Source organism: Acinetobacter faecalis (assembly GCF_034187745.1).
GTDB classification, from domain to species: Bacteria; Pseudomonadota; Gammaproteobacteria; order Pseudomonadales; family Moraxellaceae; genus Acinetobacter; species Acinetobacter faecalis.
The window spans coordinates 90,338-111,994 of the sequence record NZ_JAXHPF010000007.1; the positions used below are offsets into that span (position 1 = coordinate 90,338).

Here is a 21,657-nt window from a genome sequence, read left to right on the forward strand (position 1 = left end):
ATTTGGGGGCTGATGGATTATAACGAAGATTCTCATGTATTTTATATAACACTTTTGCATAAATTTACTTAGGCTATTTATATTGCCGTGGGCTGTAACCAAACCATCTTTTAAAAGCATGATTAAATGCCGCAGGTTCAGAATAACCAAGTAAATGTGCAATTGTTTCAATCGAATATTCCTGATACTCAATTAACGTAAGTGCTTTTTGTTTAATGACATCTTCACGAATTTGTTTATAACTTGTTTGCATTTGGCATAACTGATGACGCAAAGTACGTTCAGGTATTTTTAATGCTTTAGAGGTTTCAGCCATGCTTGGTATTGTACCCTGCTGAAGCTCTAAATAGTCTTTAACACGTTGTATAAGCGATGGATTATTATCAACTTCCCTTAAACGCATCAATTCATTTTCACATTTTTGTTCATATGCCTTGAATGAAATAGGATCGGCAGACATAATTTTCTTATGCAGTATCTCTCGATCGAAATAGAACATCGCCTGTTCAGAATTAAAGGCTATCTCATCTCCAAACACATCTGTATACATTTGCTTTAATTCAGGATTTTCTGGAAAATTAAATGGCAAACTGACCTGAATTGAAGGCAACTCTACATCCATTATATTAAATAAATCCAAAATAAAACGATAAGTACCTGAAACTTCACAATGTGCTAAGAAACAACCTAACTGTGTATCCAAATTTAAAGGCTTAAGGCGTAAAGCAATCTTATTTTCAAAATACTGAGCATCTAAATGTCCATTTAAATGCGTTAAGCGACTATATTCCACACCTTTTTCAAGCACTTTTTCAATATTGTCACTCGCAACAAGTAACATAAGCAAAGGACCATGACCCGCCAAGGAATATTGTTGACCTATAATTAAACCTTGCTCAGGTGCAATCCCCTCACCCAATGCAGCTAAAACACTTTGCTCCAAACTTGGATGAATGATTGAACTTGGATCTAACGCCTTTTCATTTAAACCAATTCTTTCTAGTTTTTGGTCGACATTAATCCCTGCTTTACGCATTCCTTGGATTAAATACAACAAACTAAGAATTGATCTTTTCATGTAAAAACAAAATTAGGGCTTTTGTATTTTTTACTCTATTTCATAATACTTTCATATTGCCGAAACTATCAATTTTTATGCCATTAAGATCATATGACATTCACATCAATTTCATTTATGCTAAAAATGAACAATTAATGCACTTATAAATAAAGGAATATCGTGTGATTAATAGAACAAAAATTGCAATTATTGGTTCTGGCTTTGGCGGAATCGCGATGGCCATTCGACTAATTCAAAGTAATATTCATGACTTTATTATTCTAGAAAAAGCCAATGATGTTGGTGGTACATGGCGCGAAAACCAGTATCCTGGAGCAGCTTGCGACGTACAATCACACATGTATTCACTTTCTTTTGCACCAAAAGCAGATTGGTCTAGAAGATATGCCGAAGCACCTGAAATTTATGCTTATATTCAGAATGTCGTAACAAAATTCGATTTAAAGAAATATGGTCAATTCAATACAGAAGTTTTAGCTGCAAAATACAGTGAAGATGAATGTGAATGGCACTTAACATTAAATAATAATGAAACACTTATTGCACAATTTGTTGTTTTTGCTTCAGGTCCATTACACGTACCCCAAATTCCACCAATCAAAGGATTAGAAAAGTTTAAAGGTGAAATTTTCCATTCTGCAAAATGGAATCATCAGTACGATTTAACTGACAAAAAAGTTGCATCAATTGGTACAGGTGGAAGTGCTATTCAATACATTCCTGAAATTGCAGACAAAGTAAATCACCTCTATGTTTTTCAGCGTACAGCCGCTTGGGTTATTCCACGTGATGACAGAAAATATTTAAATATCGAAAAAACATTATTTAAAAAATTCGATTGGATTAGAAAGTTACATCGAGCGCGTTTATATTGGTCTAATGAATCTCGTGTTGTCCCCATTGTTAAACCACATGTTATGAAATATGCGCAGAAACTTGCTAAAGCATATTTAAAATATCAAGTTAAAGATCCCAAAATCGCGGATAAACTTGTTCCTGATTATATTATGGGATGCAAACGCATCTTAATTTCAAACAAGTATTACCCTACTTTTAACAAAGAAAATGTTGAACTTATTACAGATAAAATTCAAGAGATTACATCTAATAGCATCATTACTCATGATGGAAAAGAACATGAAATTGATTGTTTAATATTTGGTACAGGTTTTATTACAGATCCACGCATATATCTAAAAAACTTCGAATGTCTTGGTGAAAATAGCCAAACACTTCAAAATGCATGGAAAGATGGTGCAGAAAGTTATTTTGGAATTTGTACAAAAGGTTTTCCAAATTTATTTCAACTACTAGGACCAAATACCCTGCTCGCACATAATTCAGTTATTTTTATGATTGAAGCGCAAGTTGAATATATTCTACAAGCTCTAGAAATGACTAAAATCACGAATAGCGATGCGCTTGTCATTAAAGATGAAGCTCAAGATGCCTTTAATAGAAAACTTGAAAAATTATTTAATAATACAATTTGGCAATCTGGATGTGTTAGTTGGTATCAACAAGATGGCGGTAAAAATTTCGCTTTATGGCCAACTTATACATGGAAATATAAGCAGGAAATACAAAAAATCAAACAAAGTCATTATCGTCTTCTGTATAAAAAATAATTTTGTGTAATTGATGAGCACAAATTAATTTTAAGTCTGCATAATAGACAGGTATTTTTTAGCTACCCTTTTTTATGCAATCTATTTGGCTCATCACACAATTATTCATTTGTTTATCTCTTGGCTTTTTATGTGCACACCGCATACCAAAACTTATAGAGAAAATTTCATTTAAAATTTTACCCTACTTTTCCTACATTTTACTTTTTGTAATTGCCTTTGAATTTGCACAAGTTATTGAAACAATTTCACATCCACAACTTATATTAAAAAATGCAATTGTACTTTCACTAAGTACAACTTTGGGTGCATTCATATGCTGCTACCTTATTTTTAAACTCGTTGGATATACATCAACTCACGGAAAAGTCTCCTTAGATTTATTCTTAAAATCATTACTGAATATTAGTTATGCACTTATTACATTGGCTGCTGGCTATTTCAGCGCATCACTCTTACAAAGCATAGATCAAATCATCCATTTAAATTCGTGGTATTTACTGCTTATCTTTATGTTCTTAATTGGCTTAGATTTAGCATACTCCCCACTCGATAAATCTTGGATGAATTGGAAGATATTACTCGTTCCAATTGGGGCAATTATTGGCTCATTATTAGGTGCTTGTTTCAGTATTCTAATTATTCAAAATATTGCGTTAAAAGATTTGATTATGCTTTCTCAAGGTTATGGATTTTACTCCATGACAGGCATTGTGATTACAGAATTACGTAATGCAGAACTAGGAAGCATTGCACTAATGAATGATTTATTTAGAGAAATTATTGCAATTTTATTGATGTACACATTAGGTTGGAAATATCCAAGATCTGCCATTGCATCTGCGGGTGCAACCTCAATGGATGCAACACTACCTATGGTGAAACAAGCGTGCGGTAATAATTTCATTCCTCATGCAATGGTTAGTGGTTTTATTCTTTCTATTCTTGCACCAATTGCGGTAAGTGTATTGGCAGCGATTTAATTTTTAAAAGCATATTTAATCTCCCTAAGTCCCTCTTTTACAAAGAGGGATCTCTCCTCCCTTTTCAAAAGGAGGTTGGGAGGGATTTTTACAACGTTGCCAAAATATCTTTTAAAGTCTGACCAGGGTTTTCAGATTTAGTAATCGGACGGCCAATAACTAAATGTGTAGAACCATCAAGCATTGCTTGTTTAGGTGTCACAATACGCTTTTGATCATCTGCATTTGATCCTTCAGGGCGAATACCTGGAGTTACCAAAGCAAAATCTTTACCTAAAGTTTCACGTAACATTTTAGCTTCTTGTGCTGAACACACCACACCATCTAAGCCACTATCTTTAGTTAAAGACGCAAGACGTTTTACCTGTTCAAATGGTTCAATATCTAAACCAATATCTTTAAGATCTTCACGCCCCATAGATGTCAAAACAGTTACTGCAATTAATTGCGTGTTGTAATTACCTGCTTTTAAACGCTCTACGCAAGTTTCCATCATCTTACGACCACCAGAAGCGTGCACATTCACCATCCAAACACCCATATCTGCGGCAGCACATACAGCTTGAGCAGTTGTATTTGGAATGTCATGGAATTTTAAATCTAGAAAAACTTCAAAATTCAAATCATGTAAAGCTTTTACAACACCTGAACCTTCATGTGTAAATAGCTCTTTACCAACTTTTACTCGACACAATGCAGGATCTAACTGCTCTGCCATTTTTAATGCGTCATATTGGCTTTTAGCATCTAATGCAACAATGATACTCAAGAGATTTACCTATCGTTCAGACAAAAAGAAAGTACATTATAAGGCTTATTCACTATTGAACAAAAGAATTAAAAGTGAAGATATATGAAGCAATTAATTTTAATTACACTTCTTTATAAAATTACACACATAAAAAAACACCCTACAGATTACTAAGGGTGTTTGATTAATTTCAATAAAATCTCATTATTCCATTTTAAAATGAAATAATGTCAAATTTTAGGTTACAACATTAAAGTCCAGTTGGACGATCATCACTATGGATGTCCAAAACTGTCTTTTCATGTCGTTTATTGGCCGCAGCTTCTGCGGCTGCCAATTGAGCAGTTTGAATCTGCTCTTTACGAAGATAATCTATGTCTTTACGTAAGCGTTTAATTTCCCAGCTTTTTTGGAATACTCGGAAAATTTGAACACCAAGCAATAACCCCAAAACAATACCCATAGATAGCGTTAGTAATAACAACAATCCTAAGCGCATTGCCGGTACTTGCGTAAACAATAAATCTACAGATAGTTCAGTACTATTTTGCAGAACAATTGCCAACGAATAGCCAAATAGTATAAGTAAAACTACAACTAATACGTAGCGCATAAATACCCCGTTAAATATTATTATTGTGCAGATTCATTCACTGCATCACGCAACGCTTTACCTGGCTTAAAGTGAGGTACAGCCTTAGCTGCAACTTCTACTGACTTACCAGTTTTAGGGTTACGACCAACACGTGGCTCACGGTGATGTAATGCGAAACTGCCAAAACCACGAATTTCAATTCGATCGTCTGAAGATAAAGATGCAATCATTTGATCGATCATTATTTTAACAGCTTCTTCCACCAAAGGCTCCGCCAAATGTGGGTTTTTAAGAGAAATACGTTCTATTAAGTCAGACTTATTAAGTGCTTCGCTAGTCATCTACGACCTCTTTAATTATCAAGCTACTTTAGCATACCTATGATAATAACCTGTTTAAATACAAAACGGTAGCGTAATAAGTTAATACTACGCTACCGTTTATTGTATTTGTGTAAAAAGTATTAGTTAATTTACATTAATAATACCTTTAAACGAATACTTAGTTGCCCATTTGAGCTTTGATCAAATCACCAATAGTCTTAGGACCATTGTCAGAGCCAGTCGCTGCAGTTTTCAAGTTTGCAACAGCTTCTTTCTCTTCAGCTTCGTCTTTCGCTTTGATAGACAAGTTGATAGCACGTGACTTACGGTCAACGTTGATGATTTTAGCTTCTACTTCTTGACCAACTTCAAGGAACTTAGTTGCATCTTCAACGCGATCGCGGTTGATTTCAGATGCTTTAAGAGTCGCTTCAACTTCGTCAGCTAACTTAATAGTAGCGCCTTTAGCATCAACAGCAGTTACAGTACCTTTAACCAATGCACCACGTTCGTTAGTAACTAAGAAGTCATTGAACGGATCGTTGTTCATTTGTTTGATACCAAGGCTAATACGGTTGCCGTCAGCATCTACAGATAAGATAACCGCTTCAACAGTGTCACCTTTCTTGTAACGACGGATAGCTTCTTCGCCTTGTTCGTTCCAAGAAATATCAGATAAGTGAACTAAGCCATCGATACCGCCAGGTAAACCGATGAAGATACCGAAGTCAGTGATTGACTTGATAGTACCTGAAACTTTTTCGCCTTTATCATGGTTTTTAGAGAACTCTTCCCATGGGTTAGCACGAGTTTGTTTAATACCAAGAGAAATACGACGACGTTCTTCATCAACTTCAAGAACCATAACATCAACTTCGTCACCAATCTGAACTACTTTAGATGGGTGGATGTTTTTGTTAGTGTGATCCATTTCTGAAACGTGTACTAAACCTTCAACGCCTTCAGCGATTTCTGCAAAACAGCCGTAGTCAGTTAAGTTAGTTACGCGAGCTTTAACGATAGAACCTTTAGGGTAACGGTTCATGATCGCTAACCATGGATCTTCGCCTAATTGCTTAAGACCTAAAGATACGCGGTTACGTTCTTTGTCAAACTTAAGTACTTTAACAGTAACTTCTTGACCAACTTCAACAACTTCTGAAGGATGCTTGATGCGTTTCCAAGCCATATCAGTGATGTGAAGAAGACCGTCGATACCGCCAAGATCAACGAATGCGCCGTAATCAGTAAGGTTCTTGATAGTACCTGTAACTGTTTGACCTTCTTCAAGCTGAGCAAGAAGAGCTTCACGGTCAGCTGAAGATTCAGCTTCCATAACAGCACGACGAGATACAACAACGTTGTTACGTTTAGCATCAAGTTTGATTACTTTAAATTCTAACTCTTTACCTTCTAAGTGAGTAGTATCACGAATAGGACGAGTATCAACTAAAGAACCTGGAAGGAATGCACGTACTGGACCGATGTCAACAGTGAAACCGCCTTTAACTTTACCAGAGATAACACCAGTAACGATTTCGCCGTCTTCAAAGATTTTTTCAAGTTTAGTCCAAGTTTCAGCGCGTTTAGCTTTTTCGCGTGAAAGAACTGTTTGACCCATACCGTTGTCAAGAGCTTCAACAACAACGTCTACAGTGTCGCCAACTTGAACTTCAAGTTCACGTTGTTCATTTAAGAATTCAGCACGGTCAACAACGCCTTCAGATTTAAGGCCAGTGTCAACAGTTACCCAGTCAGAGTCGATGCTTACTACAACGCCTTGGATGACAGCACCCTTTTCAACGTTAAAGTTTAATTCGCTTTCTTCAAAGAGGGCTGCAAAAGATTCGGTCATGATATACCTGATAAAGTCAGCGGTCTTGGATCAGACAAGGCCGGTTTAATTAAGCATCTACATAGTCCATATAAGACTGATCAAGCTATGCGTTTGCTGATAATATTAAGTTATTTGGCTAACTGCTGATCTACATAAGTAGTCATCAGCTTAAATACTTCATCAATATTCAATTCAGAACTATCAATGATGTACGCATCATCGGCGGGCTTGAGTGGAGCGACTTCTCGCTCCATATCTCGTTTATCGCGAGCGATGATATTAGCTAAAATGTCGCTTATTTTAACATCTAGCCCCATAGCCTGCAACTGATTTACACGTCGCTCGGCTCTAGACTGAGCAGAAGCAGTCAAATATATTTTTGCTTGAGCTTCTGGAAAGATAGAAGTTGCCATATCTCGACCATCTGCAACAAGTCCTGGTGCTTGTGCAAAATTACGCTGACGTTGTAGCAATGCAGCTCTAAACTCTGGTACTGCTGCCACTTTAGATGCAAAAGCCCCTACTTCTTCTGTACGAATTTCTTGGGATACATCTTCATTATCTAAAAGAACTTTTATGCCTTGCTCTGTCGTTAAAAATTGAATATTTAATTGTGACGCGATGTGTACGCATTGCTCTAATTGCGTATCCAATTGATCAAGCAACTGCTTATTCCGTAATGACAATCCAAGTAAACGATAAAGCGCACCTGAATCTAGAAGATGAAATTGATAATGTTCAGCAAGTTTTGCTGCAAGCGTGCCCTTGCCTGAACCACTTGGACCATCAATCGTAATAATTTGAACTGTCATTGCATTTCCGTTTTTAACTTATACAGTTTTAGCGAGTTTGGAGAAACCTAGTTTAATCCCAGATTTTAGCTGTGCAAGAATTAATTTACTCACAAATGGTAATCTCATTTGTAATTCAATAGTGTAATTTACACGGGTGATGCGTTCCTCAATCACTTCAAATGTGATAATTCCAATATGATGTTTTACTAGTGGATTTTTAATAATTTTATATTCAATGCGCTCATTGGGTAACAATAAAGTAATTTGCTCTTGCAAAGGCTTAACCTTACCCAGCCCCAATTTCCGAATAGATCCAACTCCATCGGGAAGATTTACATCTAATGCATCTTTTATACGTTCAACTTGAATAGGTGCAAATGCGACATTGTAAGTATCATGTTTTGACAACAACTCAAATATTTGTTCGATTGGTGCGTTAAAATCTTTTGTAATTAATATTGAATCCATAACAACACCCTCTCAAATAATAATTGAAATCTGTCTTGTAAAAAAAATGTGAGTTATTATGTTTTATTTGCTTCTTTTTCTAAATTCTTTAAATGTCGTTTTTGTTCTCGACGCATTTTAAAAAAAGCAGATAATTGAGCAGAACACTCATCAGCCAAACACCCTGCTTCAAATTCAAAAACATGATTGTAATAACCACTATTTAATAGTTGACGCGCACTTTGCAAAGAACCCGCTTTGGGTTCAGTTGCTGCAAAAACAACACGTTGAATACGAGAATGAATTAAAGCACCCACACACATTGTGCATGGTTCAAGCGTAACATAAAGCGTTGCATCTTCAGGCAATCGATAATTTTTAATCTGTTCACAAGCTTGTCGGATTGCAACAATTTCAGCATGCGCAGTCGGATCATTTAAAGAAATAGGGGCATTAAAGCCAGAACCAATAATTTGATTTTGGCTGACAATAATAGCACCTACGGGAATTTCCCCAATTGAAGCAGCTTGTGCAGCCTGCGCTATCGCCTGCTGCATCCAATATTCATCTGTAAACTTTTCAGACATAAATTAGCTAATTACACCGTAATGTTTCAGCAAAATATTCCAACTTTCAATTGTTGTTACAGGCGGATGTTCACCCAAAATTCCTTTTAGAGATAAATCTGTACCTTTGTACCAATCCGGTGATAAATCTTTATCGACCAACCGTGCACGCACGCCTTCAACGAAGTCTGGATGACGAATTTTCCAATCTGAAATTTGACGCTCTAGTTCGAATACTTCATTCCAAGAATGAATTTTCTTGCCCCATTGCCACAATAACCACGTTAATGCAGCCGTTGTTGGCGAGCCTTTTTGCAAGTTTTCACTTGCTTGACGTAACCAATCACTTCGCGCATCACTTAAACCAATAATTGATTCGTAGTCATGTTCAAAATTAACACCACGACAAACACTTTGAATCACATCTAAAGAATTTTGTAATGGACCAGGACCTACAGGTCTATGCATGCTATTCAATGTGTCATCAATTGCACGGAAATCACCTGCTGGGTAATGACTCCAATCGATGTTTACTACTTTATTTAATACTGAGTCACGCTGAGCATCACAAATATGCGTTGCCCAACCAATACCATAAGCACCTGCCGCAGTCATAATCGAGCCTGTTAAACCTGTAAACAAGCCAATTGCGCCACGATCTGCCAAGAAGCGAGTTCCACCCACATCTGGATATAGCCCAATATTAATTTCAGGCATTGCTAAACGAGAATATGGTGTTACTAAACGAAATGGTGCAGCCATAAACAGACCTAAACCACCACCCATCACATAACCTTCACCCCAAACTAAAACTGGCTTTGCATAGTTATGAAGCAATAAATCGAGCGCATATTCTTGTTCAAAAAACTTATTTGCAGTTTCAACTTCGTCGTTAATTACAAGCTGACGTAGTTTACGAACATCCCCACCTGCACAAAATGCTTTTGGTGTCGTTGAATCCAACCAAATTGCTTTAACATTATCATCTGTATGAAAGTCTTGAAAAACTTCCAACAATGCTGTCGCAATAGACTCATCTAAAGCATGTAAAGATTTTGGTCGATTTAATCGAACAATACGCCACCCATTCGTTGCTTCTTCAACAATTAAATCGGGATGATAATTTTTTGCTATAGGAGAATAAGTCATGCGTCCAGCTGCCAATCTATAGGCTCAATGCCATTTTGTTTAAGATAATTATTTGTTTTTGAAAACGCTTTACAACCAAAAAAACCACCTCGGTTTGCTGCCAATGGAGATGGATGTGCAGCTTTTAATACCAAATGCTTATTTTGATCGATTCGTTGTCCCTTACGTTGCGCATATGCTCCCCATAAAATGAAAACAATATGCTCGCGCTGTTCATTTAAAACATCAATCACATGATCTGTAAAGTCTTCCCAGCCACGTTTTTGATGCGACGTTGGTTGTCCTGCTTCCACCGTCAATACACTATTTAAGAGCAGTACACCTTGTTCTGCCCAACGACTTAAATCACCATGTTTTGAAATAGGCACTTCTAAGTCTTTATTTAATTCATGAAAAATATTACGCAAAGATGGCGGTAATGCAAGCCCTCTTTGTACAGAAAAGCTTAATCCGTGTGCTTGATTTGGCCCATGATAAGGATCTTGACCTAAAATAACGACTTTTACATTGGGTAAAGGTGTTGTATTTAAAGCATTAAAAATTAAATGACTTGGCGGATAAACTACTTTTTCCGCTTTTTTTTCTTGAATTAAAAAATCTTTTAACTCATCCATTTTAGGACTAAGCAAAAACTCACTTAAACTATCTTTCCAACTTGCTTCCAACTGCACTTTTTCTAACTTCGCAAGTTGTAGATCTGTTAAAGGCATACTTCTTCCCTAATTCCTAAAATAACGTCCAAATTTTATAAATAATTACAGTTTTACTTGCAAATCAACTGTTGGATTTTGGAACTTAATTCCATTTTTCAGCTTTTCATACATTGCCGAATCTGCCCACTCAGCTTGAATTTGCTCAGAGAATTCAATTTGATTTAATGCAAGTAAACCCATTTGCTCGTTACTAATATCTTCTGCAAAACTTTGTGCATAACCTGTATCTGTTTCATGAACAATTACAGAATACACCTCAACATCGCCCTCACCATTTTGAGTTTCTGTTGATGCTAAAACTTGTTGTGCTAAATAGAAAAAAATACGTGAAAATTGTTCCGCAGATGGCGATACAGGTAAAGACACCCAACGTGCACTAAATGTTTTACACGCTTGAATATATTCTTGGCTGTCATGTTCCCAAAAACAAATAGCATGATCAAAAGAGTCGATTAAATCTTTAATCACACCTTTGAGCAAACCAAAGTCATATACCATTTGACCATGATCTAATTTCGTAGCTTTAAGCAACAACTCAACCTTATAACTATGGCCGTGTATAGAACGCTTACAACGATCTGACGTGCAATTACGTACAACGTGGGCGTTTTCAAACTTAAATAACTTACGAATAATCATATGTCGTGATAGATACAATATTAGTGGGGATTGATTCGATTATAATGCAAAAATTCTATTACAAACATTAATTTTATAGTTCATTGTGATAGGGAAAACACATCATCGTTATTTTGGATAAATTTCAACTCAAGAATTATCTCAACACTTTATAATTTAGGTGTTTAACTACTTTTCAAAAGTTTTTTATTATTCAAAATTAGTCTTTAATATCATTAAATAAAACTACAATTTATTACTTTTAAACCTCAAAACTGTATCTTTTAAACTAAAAAAGAAGACTCCAACTTATTAAAATGAATATTCAAATAAGTTGAAATCTTCCTCAAATTTATTTTTAAATTACAGCATCTAAAGGTCTAGATTGCTTAGGAATTGCCAAAGCTTGATCGATGTACGCAACACGTAATGTATCGCGAGATCCTAAATAACGCTGATAGAAACTTGAATTCAATATTGCAGCAGCACCATGTGTTAATCCCCAAATTGAAGCTAAATAATCACGTACAGGCATCGTGCTTTTAATTGATTCCAAATAGCTTTCCGTCATACGAATAATAATGCGTAACCGTTGCTTGCGAATTTGATACAACTCTGTAAATAAATGATTTACACCTACACCAGTCGTCGACAATCTTTCTTCAATTTGGTGAAATAAAACCGTTCTTTCTGGATGATGTAAATGATGCAACATAAAGAATGCCAAATGCTCTGGGAATGCTTTTTCTGCGTCCTTGATCATTTCTAATAGCATATTTTCATTGCGAATAATGAGCATCATATAAAGCTCATCTTTGCTTTGAAAATGTTTATAAAGCGTACCTTTGGCTAAATCTAATTCAGCCGCGAGAGCATCAAGCGTCATGCCCGATTCGCCATTTTCAAGAAGTAATTGTTCTGCTACTTGAAAAATCAAGGTTTCTCTTGCTCTAAACTGAGCCTGACGATCCATCTTCACCTTATAAACTCTCTTTTGCTTTTATCCATCTAATGATGGCATTTATTTCATATTTAGGAGGTTTTCAAAATTTTTCGTTGTTATGAAAGCCATCTCTTCAAGCGACTTATCATATACGTCACTTAAGGCTTTGGCTACATAAGGAACGTACTTTGGCTCATTAGACTTTCCTCTATAAGGCATAGGTGCCAAATAAGGACTATCTGTTTCTATTAATACGCGATCTAGTGGAACTTGCTTTGCAACATCGCGTAAATCTTGCGCATTTTTAAACGATACAATACCTGAAAAGGAAACATAGTATCCGCAATCTAAAACAGCTTTTGCAGTTTCCCAATCTTCAGTAAAACAATGCAAAATACCATGTGTCGATTTTTCTGCACGGATAATATCAATCGTATCGTGCTTTGCAGAACGCGTATGAACAACAACTGGCTTTTTCACACTTTGAGATGCGTGAATATGTCGAGCAAAACATTCTTTCTGTTCTGCAACAAATTCTGTGCTGTGGAAATAATCTAAACCTGTTTCACCAATTGCCCAAACTTTTTCTGCTTGTGCAAGTTCAATTAAGTATTCTGTAGTTGCCCTTGCCATAACAGCAGGATCTTCACAAGGATGAACACCCACTGTATAACCAACATCTACATGGCGAGCAGCAATTTCTGCAAGTGCAATATGATCATCTAAGTCGACAGAGATACCCATAAACTTTGATACACCCGCTTCGCGGGCTTGTGCCAATGCCAAATCTAACTGACCATCATAAGGCGTTAAATCAAGCATAGTTAAATGGCAATGAGTATCTACAAACACGATGATTTCCTAAAGTACACTGAATTACATAGTGTAACTATTACGACCTGCCGCTTTAACCCCTGCTAGCAATTTTTCTGCTTCAGACTTGTAAAAAATACCTTTTTCGCCTGTTAACTGAATGCCAAAACCCTGTAATTTGATTCCATTTTGCTTATGTGAAATCCAAATCACTTTTCCTGTAAGTGGAATTTTTTGAGATTGATCTGGCAAAGTTGCCAAAACAAAAACCTCTTCTCCCATTCTTACAGGCTGTTTTGATGGAATAAATAATCCACCACCTACAACATACGGCATATAACTTTGATAAAGCGTGTCTTTATCTAAAATATTTGCTTGGATAATACCGCCACGTGGTTGCATATTCTTCCCCTAAATATTCATCAATTTGATACAAAGTTGGTCAACAACCAAATTTCCTTGTACGTTCTGCTGAATCAGTTTTTTTGCTTGTTGTAACTCTGAATATATCGTAAATAATGCTTCGAGTGAATATTGTTCAGCCAAAACATTGAAATCTATATCTATATTTTTAACGTGTTGATCTAGTTTGACACAAATTAAGTCTGCCAATAAATATTCAAACATTTGTGTAAAATCTGAAAAACTCAGCTCTTTATTCCACTTACTTGAAATAGCCATTGGCATATTTTTTTGAATAACTAACTTTTGCCAATCTTGAATAAACAAACTACGTTTACCCACCCAATCTTTTTCTGCTAATTCCAAAGCAAATAATGGCATTTGATTGGACAAATTGAGCAAAAGCGGAATTTGTGAATGGAACTCTTCAGCCAAATGTTCAAATAAAAAGTGTGCTGCTTGATTATGATCAATTCGATCTAAAGCAAAATGTTGTAATCGACTTCGAATGGTTGCAGGTAATTTTAAATAATGATCTGCCAACAAAATAAGAATGGTACGTTCACCCGGCTCTTCTAGAGTTTTAAGAAGCGCATTTGAAGAAGCAATGTTTAATGCTTCGGCAGGCTCAATCACAATAACACGCCAACCATCTACAGTTTGCTGAACAAATGGCTGTAAGTCTCGTACCTTTTCAATTTTAATTTTAGCATTTTGTTTTTTATTATCTTCATCTGTTGAAATATACACGTAATTAGGATGTGTATCTGCTTTCAACCAAAGACAACTCCCACATGTACCACAAGGTTCATTTTTTTCGTGCCTATTTAAACAAAGTACCCATGCAAGAAACTGTTGAGCAAATGCTTCTTTACCACAGCCTTTTTTGCCATAAAAAAGTAAGCCATGACCAATTTTAGGAAAGCGTGATGTTAAGTTTTCCCAAACTTGTTGTTGCCATGGATACACTTGCCCACGCTGTTCTTGCATGTTAAATCCCTAAATTATAGAAAAGCAGAAACATCCATCGCATTTAAACGATCTAAATCTTCTTGAGTATCCACGCCCGGTGGTAAATTTGCTTCAGCTACCGCAATCGCAATTTTATGACCATTTTCCAAAACACGTAACTGCTCAAGGCTTTCTAAACGCTCTAAAACACCCACATCCCAAGTTACATATTCTTTTAAAAGTTGCACACGATATGCATATAAACCTAAATGACGAAACGCTTGATCATGTAATTTTTGTTCAGCAACTTTAGCACCATCACGATCATACGGAATGGTTGCTCGGCTGAAATATAAAGCTTGGTTATGCTTAGACATCACCACTTTTACAATGCTGTTACGTTTAAATTCTTCAAGATGAAAAATTGGCTCGCAAAGCGTCGACATAGAACTTGTAGGTTGATCTACCAATAACTGTGCAACTTGCTTTACCAATTTTGCAGGTAAAAGCGGCTCATCACCTTGTACATTGACAATGATATCTTCGCTCGCCCAACCCTTAATACGTGCAACTTCACTTAAACGATCTGTACCTGAGGGATGATCTTTTGATGTGATAACAACATCTACACCATCTGCACGACAAATTTCTGCAATTCGCTCATCATCTGTTGCTACACATAAATCATCAAACCCTTCGACTTTTTTTGCCTGATCTACAACACGTAAAATCATCGGTCGACCATGAATTTCCAATAATGGCTTCCCTGGTAAACGAGAGCTTGCAAAGCGTGCAGGAATAACGATGTGTTTCATATACAAACCTTAATGAATTTGAATGCCTAATTTTTTAAGTTGATTATTTAACAATGTATAACATGGCTGACTTAATACAGCTTCTACAGGAACAACCCAAATTTCACGTTTAAAATCCGGATATTTCTTCAAAAGTGGTAATAATTTAACAGCATCTTTTTCTGTTGTGATAATTGGGTTTGCATCTTCAAATTGTAAATCTTGAATTTCATAATCGTGATGATCTGGAAATTCGTGACATTGAAACTGATTCACACCAAGTGATTGCAATGTCTTATAAAAGCGTTGCGGATAGCCAATTCCAACCACTGCGTAATAATCAAGCATTGGATCGAAAAATACGTCTTTATCCATATTCAATAAATACGGAATTGATACTTCCAAATGCATATTTAAATCAGACTTTGGCTGAGCTGCATGCTCAATAACAGTAGCTGTATTTAAACGACTTTTAGGCTCACGAAGATATCCTTCAGGCAATATTTTTTCATTACCTAAACCTCGATTATTGTCTAAAACAATCCATTCCAATTGACGATTTAGCGCATAGTGCTGCAAACCATCGTCACTAATAATCAAATCTAAATTGTGTTTAGCTAACAATAGTTCAATATTTTTTTGTCGATTTGCACCAACCACCATTGGCACACCTGTGGACTGAACAATCAAACAGGGCTCATCACCAACATCATTCGGTTCAGAATTAATATCAACATATGCTGGAAAAGGACCTTTCCCACCATAGCCTCGACTAATCACACCAACTCGCACACCTATAGATTCTAAATAAGCTACCAAGTGAATAAGTAAAGGGGTTTTACCACTGCCACCCACGGTAATATTACCAATAACCATAACAGGCACAGGTGCGGTATAAGATGACTTCACCCCAGCTTGATACAGCTTATGATTAAGCAAAGAAATAGAGCGATATAAAAGAGAAAGTGGTCGGAACACAATTAACCACTTGGCTTGTTTATTCCAAGCATCCTGAATAAATTGTGCAACCGACATTTAACTTATTCCTCAAAATTACGTTGATGTAATTGGAAATATGTTCCTTTCTTAGCGAGCAACTCTTGATGTGTGCCACTTTCCAGAATTCGACCTTGATCCATTACAACAATCACGTCTGCATTTTCAATGGTAGATAAACGATGTGCAATGACAATTGTAGTTCGGTCCTGCATGGCAGCATCAAAAGCTTGCTGAATAAAATGCTCAGATTCATTATCTAGCGCACTTGTTGCTTCATCTAGAATTAGAATAGGCGCATTTTTCAAAATAGCACGTGCAATTGCGATTCGTTGACGTTGTCCACCAGATAAGTTTAAGCCCTGTGCACCAAGCTCAGTATCATAGCCATTTGGCAATTGCATAATGAAATCATGTGCATATGCAGCTTTTGCAGCAGCAATCACATCTTCATCACTTGCACCTTCAAGTTGTCCATACGCAATATTTTCACGAACAGTACGGTTAAATAATACAACTTGTTGGTTCACCATAGAAATTTGAGTTCGTAAACTCGTTAAATCAATCTCTTTAATATCAATACCATCAAGCTTTAAGCTACCCGATGATATTTCTTGATAACGAACAAGTAAGTTTACTAATGACGATTTCCCTGCACCAGAACGCCCAACAAGAGCGACCGTTTGACCTGCTTTAATATTGAGGGTGAAATCTTTAATAGCTTCATGTCCATCGGCATATTGCATATTGACATGATCAAACTGCACATTACCTTTTAATTCAGGTTTTAAAGTTCCTTGATTATGCTCTTCTTCCATATCAAGTAATTCAAAAACTGAGTGTGCAGCAGCTAAACCACGTTGTAATTTTTCGTTTACTTCGGTTAAAGCTTTAATTGGTTTACTCAACATCCCAGCTGCCGTAATATAAGCAACAAATTCACCTGCAGAAATATCACGTAAAATTTCTGGTCTTAAAGCAATCCAAATAATAACAGCCATTGACATTGCCATACACAATTGAACAACTGGACTGTTTAATTGTGCAATAGCTGTCATTTTTAAGCCACGACGCAAGTTTTCCAATGAGTGTTTCTTAAAGCGCTCTTGTTCGGCTGGCTGACCACCAAAGCCTTTTACAATCACATTACCACTCACTGTTTCTTGTACAACATGGTTTACATCACCCATTGTGTTTTGCACAAGAATAGATAATTTACGCATACGCTTACCCGCTTTACGGATAAGTAATCCAATTAGTGGAGCAAAAATTAAAATACATAAAGTTAAACGCCAATTGGTATAAATTAAGAAACCCAATAAACCAATTGTAATTAAGCCTTGCTGAACCACTGTTCGCAGTGATTCTGTTGTTGCAGCAGTAAGCTGTTCAACGTTAAACATAATTTTAGCAGTGATATGACCGCTACTATTATCTAAAAAATACTGTGCCGGTAGACGTAAAATTTTTGCAAAAACTTCCTGTCTAACATTAAATACTAAATGTCGAGAAATCACTGCTGTATAGTAACCACCGATGTATTGCCCAACGCCTCGAAAGAAGATCAGAGCAACAACAAGCAATGGAAAAATCGTAGTGAAATGAGTATCTCTGTGCTGAATGGCATTAATAATTTTTTCTAATAATTTTGCCACAGCAACTTCTGTTGATGCGCTAATGGTAAAACCAATAAACACAACAATAGCAGTCCCCCAAAATGGGACTAAATATTTAAGTAATCGACGATAGACCTGAAGATCTGGCTTCACTAATAACCTCGGGTTGGTACTTTTGTACTAATGTTAATATTAACAAAACCGAGCTGACCTGCAACATCCATCACACGTATGACATCTTGATGTGCTGCTTTAGCATCGGCAGCAATAACAAACATTAAATCTCGACGATCATTCGAAACCTGTTTGATTGCTGTGTTTAAATCTGCCACTTCATTGGTAGAAAGTGCCTGACCATTCACAGAATAATGACCTGAAGCATCAACAACAACTTCAATTTTGTGATCATATTGTTTTGGTGGTACACCTTGTGCATCAGGCAGCGTTAAATTCATACGGCTCATTTGGTTAAATGTTGTAGATAACAACAAAAAAACCAATATAAACAACAAGCAATCAATCATTGGCGTTAAATTGATATGAATGTCTTCAACCTGTGAACGCTTAAATTTCATAGCTTCACCTTAATCTGCCAAATGAGAATCTTCATGCTTGGTTTTTTCAACAAAAAGACCTGCATGAAATAGTGTTGCTTGTTGTTCTAATTCTGCAATAAATTCTTGTACAAGTCGCTGGAAATAGCGATAGGCAAACAAAGCAGGAATTGCAATCAACATACCAGCAGCGGTGGTAATTAATGCTTTTGATATTCCTGGAATCATTAATGTTGGGTTACTATTGGTACCTAAATCAATAACCAAGAAAGATTCAATAATACCTAAAACCGTACCTAGCAACCCCAATAATGGTGCAACTGCGCTAAGCGTTCCTAAAAAATTAATATTCTTTTCTAGATAGCCAATTTCTTGCGATGCAGTTGCTTCCATTTGCGCACGTACATATTCAGGCGAATGGTTTTTACTTTGATAACCAGATATAAAAATACGGCCTAATGGACTATTTTTTAAAGTTGCTGATTGCTTTAATTGCTGCACAATCGTATCTGTACTTTGACCAACTTTAAGCAAAATAGCTTCGGGTAAAATTATCGACTTTTTTAAACGTATAAAGCGTTCAATTGAAATAGCGACTGTAAAAATTGAACACAACACCAAAGGCAGCATCAACCAACCGCCCGCTTTAACTAATTCCCACATTTGATTTTCCCCAATAAATCAAAAACATTCATTATTTAGATAAACAGATATTCAAAATGCCATCTAGTTCATCTAATGAATGATAACTAATAACAAGCTTACCCTTACCTTGCTTGTTATAGTCAATTTTTACATCTGCACTAAAACGCTCAGACAACTGCTGAGACAATTGTTGAATATCATACGAAACTTCTTGTTTCGGCTTTTCAACTTTTGGTGTATTTAGTTCACGAACCAATTGTTCTGTTTGACGTACAGATAAGCTTTTTTCAATGACAGTTTCTGCAACTTTTAACTGATCTTTTGCTTTTAACGTTAGAATTGCACGCGCATGCCCCATATCAAGCAAGCCTTGTTGCATAAAGTCTTTTACAGAATCCGCAAGTGACAATAAACGCAATAAATTACTCACTGTTGTACGCGCTTTACCAACAGTTTCTGCAATTTCTTGATGACTTAAACCAAACTCATCATGGAAGCGTTGTAACGCCATTGCTTGATCAATTGGATTTAAATCTTGACGCTGAATGTTTTCAATTAAAGCGAGAGCAATTGCAACTTGGTCTGTTAATTCACGAACAAGTGCAGGAACTTGTGTTAATCCTGCAAGTTGTGCTGCACGCCAACGACGTTCACCTGCAATAATTTCATAGGGATGTTTTTCATCTTCTGTAGGTCGAATAACAATAGGTTGCATCACACCATGTTTTTCAATAGATGCTGCTAACTCTTGTAAATCTTGCTCATTAATATAACGACGTGGTTGATATTCACCACGCTTCAATAAATGAACATCAATTTGTTTTAGCTGACCATAATCGATCGCTTGAGCTTCAAGTTGCAATTTTTCTTTTTGGATTGACCCAAGTAAGGCATCCAAACCACGACCCTTAGCTAATCCGCGTTTTTTTGTGGTCATGCTTTACTTCCTTTTTTAACTTTGCTTTTCTTTAACATCTCAGCTGCAAGATTTAAATATGCAACCGCACCCTTTGAACTTTTTTCGAAATAAATAATTGGTAAACCGTGTGCTGGTGCTTCCGCCAAACGAATATTACGCGGAATTACAGTATCGTATAGTTTTTTTCCAAAATATTGTGATAATTCTTCAGACACATCTTTGGTTAATGCGCTACGTGCGTCATACATTGTACGTAATACGCCAATGATTTCTAATTCTGGATTAAGTGCTTGCTGAATACGGTCAATCGTTTGTGTTAAATCTGCCAAACCTTCCAAAGCGTAATATTCACATTGCATTGGAATTAAAACACCATGAACCGCTGCAAGTGCATTCACAGTAATTAAGCTTAAACTTGGCGCACAATCGACAATAATATAATCAAAAGCGCTTTCAACTTCTTTTAGCGCATTACGTAAAATAAATTCGCGCCCATCTTGTTCTGCAATTGCAAGTTCTACACCTGCTAAATCACGATTTGCACCTAAAACTTTATAGCCAACTTCAGACTTAGCAATTGCTGTTTCAATTGGTACTTCACCCAATAAAACATCAGTTACTGAATACAGCAAATCATTTTTTTGAACACCAGAACCCATTGTAGCGTTACCTTGTGAATCCATATCCACAAGGAGTACACGTTTTTTTAATACCGCTAAAGAAGCTGCTAAATTTACCGCAGTCGTGGTTTTCCCTACGCCACCTTTTTGGTTCGCAATCGCAATAATTTGTGCCATAAGTTTCCCCAATCCTTTGAAAAATTAAATTTGCTTTAAAATCAATAAATGACGTTGCTCATCTAAACGTGGCACTTTTAGTTCAATAATGTCACAACTAAATTGATCTTTTAAGGCAATAATTTCTTCTTCTGGAATTAAACCTTTCATAGAAGCAATAATACTTTGCTCATGCATAAATGGTTTAGAAGCAGCTACGAAGTCTGTAAGCGATGCAAATGCACGGCTTGTAATGACATCAAACTTACCTAATTCTTCAATACTTTCTTCATTTTCTACGCGAGTTTGAACCGCAATCACATTTTGTAATTTTAAATCTGCAATAAATTGTTTTAAGAAACGAATTTTTTTACCGTTCGAATCTAAAAGTACGCATTGGCGTTCAGGCTGACATAACGCAACAATCATACCCGGCATACCACCACCCGTACCAATATCGAGTAAGCGACCCTGTGGTAAATCTTTTAAAATACTTAAACTGTCTAAAAGATGTTTAACCAGCATTTCTTTTGGGTCACGAATTGCCGTTAAGTTATATGCTTTATTCCACAATACCAAAGCGTCTTGGTATTTAAGTAATAAATTTAAAGCCTCTTCGCTTAGCTCCAAACCTAAAGCCTGACTACCTTGCTTCAATTCTTGATAAAACGTATGCATATGAAATAACAACTCGATTAAATTAAGTGGAAGTATACCGATTTATACCAATAGACACAGTATTATGTGCTTAGTGAATATTCAG

At 36.2% G+C, this 21,657-nt stretch carries 25 protein-coding genes; 2 read left to right on the forward strand and 23 right to left on the reverse strand.

From position 1 onward, the window contains the following. Window positions 1-73 precede the first annotated feature (73 nt). On the reverse strand, window positions 74-1,078 hold the full coding sequence (locus tag SKM54_RS09220; RefSeq protein ID WP_321095212.1) for an AraC family transcriptional regulator: 1,005 nt from the start codon (window positions 1,076-1,078) through the stop codon (window positions 74-76). A 164-nt stretch (window positions 1,079-1,242) separates the two neighbouring features. Here SKM54_RS09220 and SKM54_RS09225 point away from each other — a divergent pair, with 164 nt between their 5' ends. Continuing rightward, window positions 1,243-2,709 (forward strand): flavin-containing monooxygenase, encoded by a 1,467-nt coding sequence (locus SKM54_RS09225; protein WP_321088449.1) that lies wholly within the window; start codon window positions 1,243-1,245, stop codon window positions 2,707-2,709. 74 nt (window positions 2,710-2,783) lie between these two features. Beyond that, the gene (locus tag SKM54_RS09230) at window positions 2,784-3,692 is read left to right on the forward strand and encodes a lysine exporter LysO family protein (protein ID WP_321095213.1); all 909 of its coding nucleotides are present in this window, start codon (window positions 2,784-2,786) and stop codon (window positions 3,690-3,692) included. An 88-nt stretch (window positions 3,693-3,780) separates the two neighbouring features. On the opposite strand, the gene pyrF is transcribed toward SKM54_RS09230, so the two are convergent. From pyrF to rsmG, 22 genes are all read right to left on the reverse strand, one after another. Then, window positions 3,781-4,461, reverse strand: a complete 681-nt coding sequence (gene pyrF, locus SKM54_RS09235; protein ID WP_154772816.1) for an orotidine-5'-phosphate decarboxylase — start codon at window positions 4,459-4,461, stop codon at window positions 3,781-3,783. 232 nt (window positions 4,462-4,693) lie between these two features. Continuing rightward, window positions 4,694-5,056, reverse strand: coding sequence for a LapA family protein (locus tag SKM54_RS09240; protein ID WP_154772815.1), 363 nt, complete (start codon window positions 5,054-5,056; stop codon window positions 4,694-4,696). 20 nt (window positions 5,057-5,076) lie between these two features. Next, window positions 5,077-5,379, reverse strand: a complete 303-nt coding sequence (locus SKM54_RS09245; RefSeq protein ID WP_154772814.1) for an integration host factor subunit beta — start codon at window positions 5,377-5,379, stop codon at window positions 5,077-5,079. Window positions 5,380-5,539: 160 nt separating this feature from the next. After that, entirely contained in the window at window positions 5,540-7,216 is a 1,677-nt protein-coding gene (gene rpsA / locus SKM54_RS09250) for a 30S ribosomal protein S1 (RefSeq protein WP_154772813.1), read from the reverse strand. Between the two features lie 110 nt (window positions 7,217-7,326). Next, on the reverse strand, window positions 7,327-8,010 hold the full coding sequence (cmk, locus tag SKM54_RS09255) for a (d)CMP kinase (RefSeq protein WP_154772812.1): 684 nt from the start codon (window positions 8,008-8,010) through the stop codon (window positions 7,327-7,329). Between the two features lie 18 nt (window positions 8,011-8,028). Next, window positions 8,029-8,460 (reverse strand): SRPBCC family protein, encoded by a 432-nt coding sequence (locus SKM54_RS09260; protein WP_154772811.1) that lies wholly within the window; start codon window positions 8,458-8,460, stop codon window positions 8,029-8,031. A gap of 56 nt (window positions 8,461-8,516) precedes the next feature. Further along, window positions 8,517-9,026, reverse strand: a complete 510-nt coding sequence (tadA, locus tag SKM54_RS09265; RefSeq protein ID WP_248103033.1) for a tRNA adenosine(34) deaminase TadA — start codon at window positions 9,024-9,026, stop codon at window positions 8,517-8,519. A gap of 3 nt (window positions 9,027-9,029) precedes the next feature. Beyond that, a complete protein-coding gene (locus SKM54_RS09270; protein WP_321088447.1) occupies window positions 9,030-10,154 on the reverse strand; it encodes an enoyl-CoA hydratase/isomerase family protein in 1,125 nt (374 codons plus the stop codon). Next, complete coding sequence (gene ung, locus SKM54_RS09275; protein WP_321088446.1) at window positions 10,151-10,864, reverse strand: uracil-DNA glycosylase; 714 nt, start codon at window positions 10,862-10,864, stop codon at window positions 10,151-10,153. The genes SKM54_RS09270 and ung overlap by 4 nt, the downstream gene beginning before the upstream one ends. Window positions 10,865-10,909: 45 nt before the next feature. Then, complete coding sequence (locus SKM54_RS09280) at window positions 10,910-11,506, reverse strand: 6-pyruvoyl trahydropterin synthase family protein (protein ID WP_321088445.1); 597 nt, start codon at window positions 11,504-11,506, stop codon at window positions 10,910-10,912. A 337-nt stretch (window positions 11,507-11,843) separates the two neighbouring features. Beyond that, complete coding sequence (locus SKM54_RS09285; protein WP_154772806.1) at window positions 11,844-12,458, reverse strand: TetR/AcrR family transcriptional regulator; 615 nt, start codon at window positions 12,456-12,458, stop codon at window positions 11,844-11,846. 48 nt (window positions 12,459-12,506) lie between these two features. After that, a complete protein-coding gene (locus tag SKM54_RS09290; protein WP_321095214.1) occupies window positions 12,507-13,280 on the reverse strand; it encodes a TatD family hydrolase in 774 nt (257 codons plus the stop codon). Window positions 13,281-13,304: 24 nt separating this feature from the next. Beyond that, window positions 13,305-13,643, reverse strand: a complete 339-nt coding sequence (locus SKM54_RS09295) for a PilZ domain-containing protein (RefSeq protein ID WP_248103036.1) — start codon at window positions 13,641-13,643, stop codon at window positions 13,305-13,307. Window positions 13,644-13,652: 9 nt separating this feature from the next. Then, window positions 13,653-14,633, reverse strand: a complete 981-nt coding sequence (locus SKM54_RS09300) for a DNA polymerase III subunit delta' (protein ID WP_154772804.1) — start codon at window positions 14,631-14,633, stop codon at window positions 13,653-13,655. 14 nt (window positions 14,634-14,647) lie between these two features. After that, window positions 14,648-15,409 (reverse strand): 3-deoxy-manno-octulosonate cytidylyltransferase, encoded by a 762-nt coding sequence (gene kdsB, locus SKM54_RS09305; RefSeq protein WP_321095215.1) that lies wholly within the window; start codon window positions 15,407-15,409, stop codon window positions 14,648-14,650. 9 nt (window positions 15,410-15,418) lie between these two features. Continuing rightward, window positions 15,419-16,423 (reverse strand): tetraacyldisaccharide 4'-kinase, encoded by a 1,005-nt coding sequence (gene lpxK / locus SKM54_RS09310; protein WP_321089862.1) that lies wholly within the window; start codon window positions 16,421-16,423, stop codon window positions 15,419-15,421. A gap of 5 nt (window positions 16,424-16,428) precedes the next feature. Continuing rightward, a complete protein-coding gene (gene msbA, locus SKM54_RS09315; protein ID WP_171501276.1) occupies window positions 16,429-18,153 on the reverse strand; it encodes a lipid A export permease/ATP-binding protein MsbA in 1,725 nt (574 codons plus the stop codon). Beyond that, window positions 18,153-18,575: an ExbD/TolR family protein gene (locus SKM54_RS09320; RefSeq protein ID WP_154772801.1), complete on the reverse strand. Its 423-nt coding sequence runs from the start codon at window positions 18,573-18,575 to the stop codon at window positions 18,153-18,155. Before SKM54_RS09320 ends, msbA begins: the two co-directional genes overlap by 1 nt. Window positions 18,576-18,584: 9 nt before the next feature. After that, the gene (locus SKM54_RS09325) at window positions 18,585-19,217 is read right to left on the reverse strand and encodes a MotA/TolQ/ExbB proton channel family protein (protein WP_154772800.1); all 633 of its coding nucleotides are present in this window, start codon (window positions 19,215-19,217) and stop codon (window positions 18,585-18,587) included. Between the two features lie 31 nt (window positions 19,218-19,248). Further along, window positions 19,249-20,136 (reverse strand): ParB/RepB/Spo0J family partition protein, encoded by an 888-nt coding sequence (locus SKM54_RS09330; RefSeq protein WP_154772799.1) that lies wholly within the window; start codon window positions 20,134-20,136, stop codon window positions 19,249-19,251. Then, window positions 20,133-20,915, reverse strand: coding sequence for a ParA family protein (locus tag SKM54_RS09335; RefSeq protein ID WP_154772798.1), 783 nt, complete (start codon window positions 20,913-20,915; stop codon window positions 20,133-20,135). The genes SKM54_RS09330 and SKM54_RS09335 overlap by 4 nt, the downstream gene beginning before the upstream one ends. A 24-nt stretch (window positions 20,916-20,939) precedes the next feature. Beyond that, window positions 20,940-21,572 carry a 16S rRNA (guanine(527)-N(7))-methyltransferase RsmG gene (gene rsmG / locus SKM54_RS09340; protein ID WP_154772797.1) on the reverse strand — a complete coding sequence of 211 codons (633 nt, stop codon included), beginning with the start codon at window positions 21,570-21,572 and terminating at the stop codon, window positions 20,940-20,942. Window positions 21,573-21,657 lie beyond the last annotated feature (85 nt).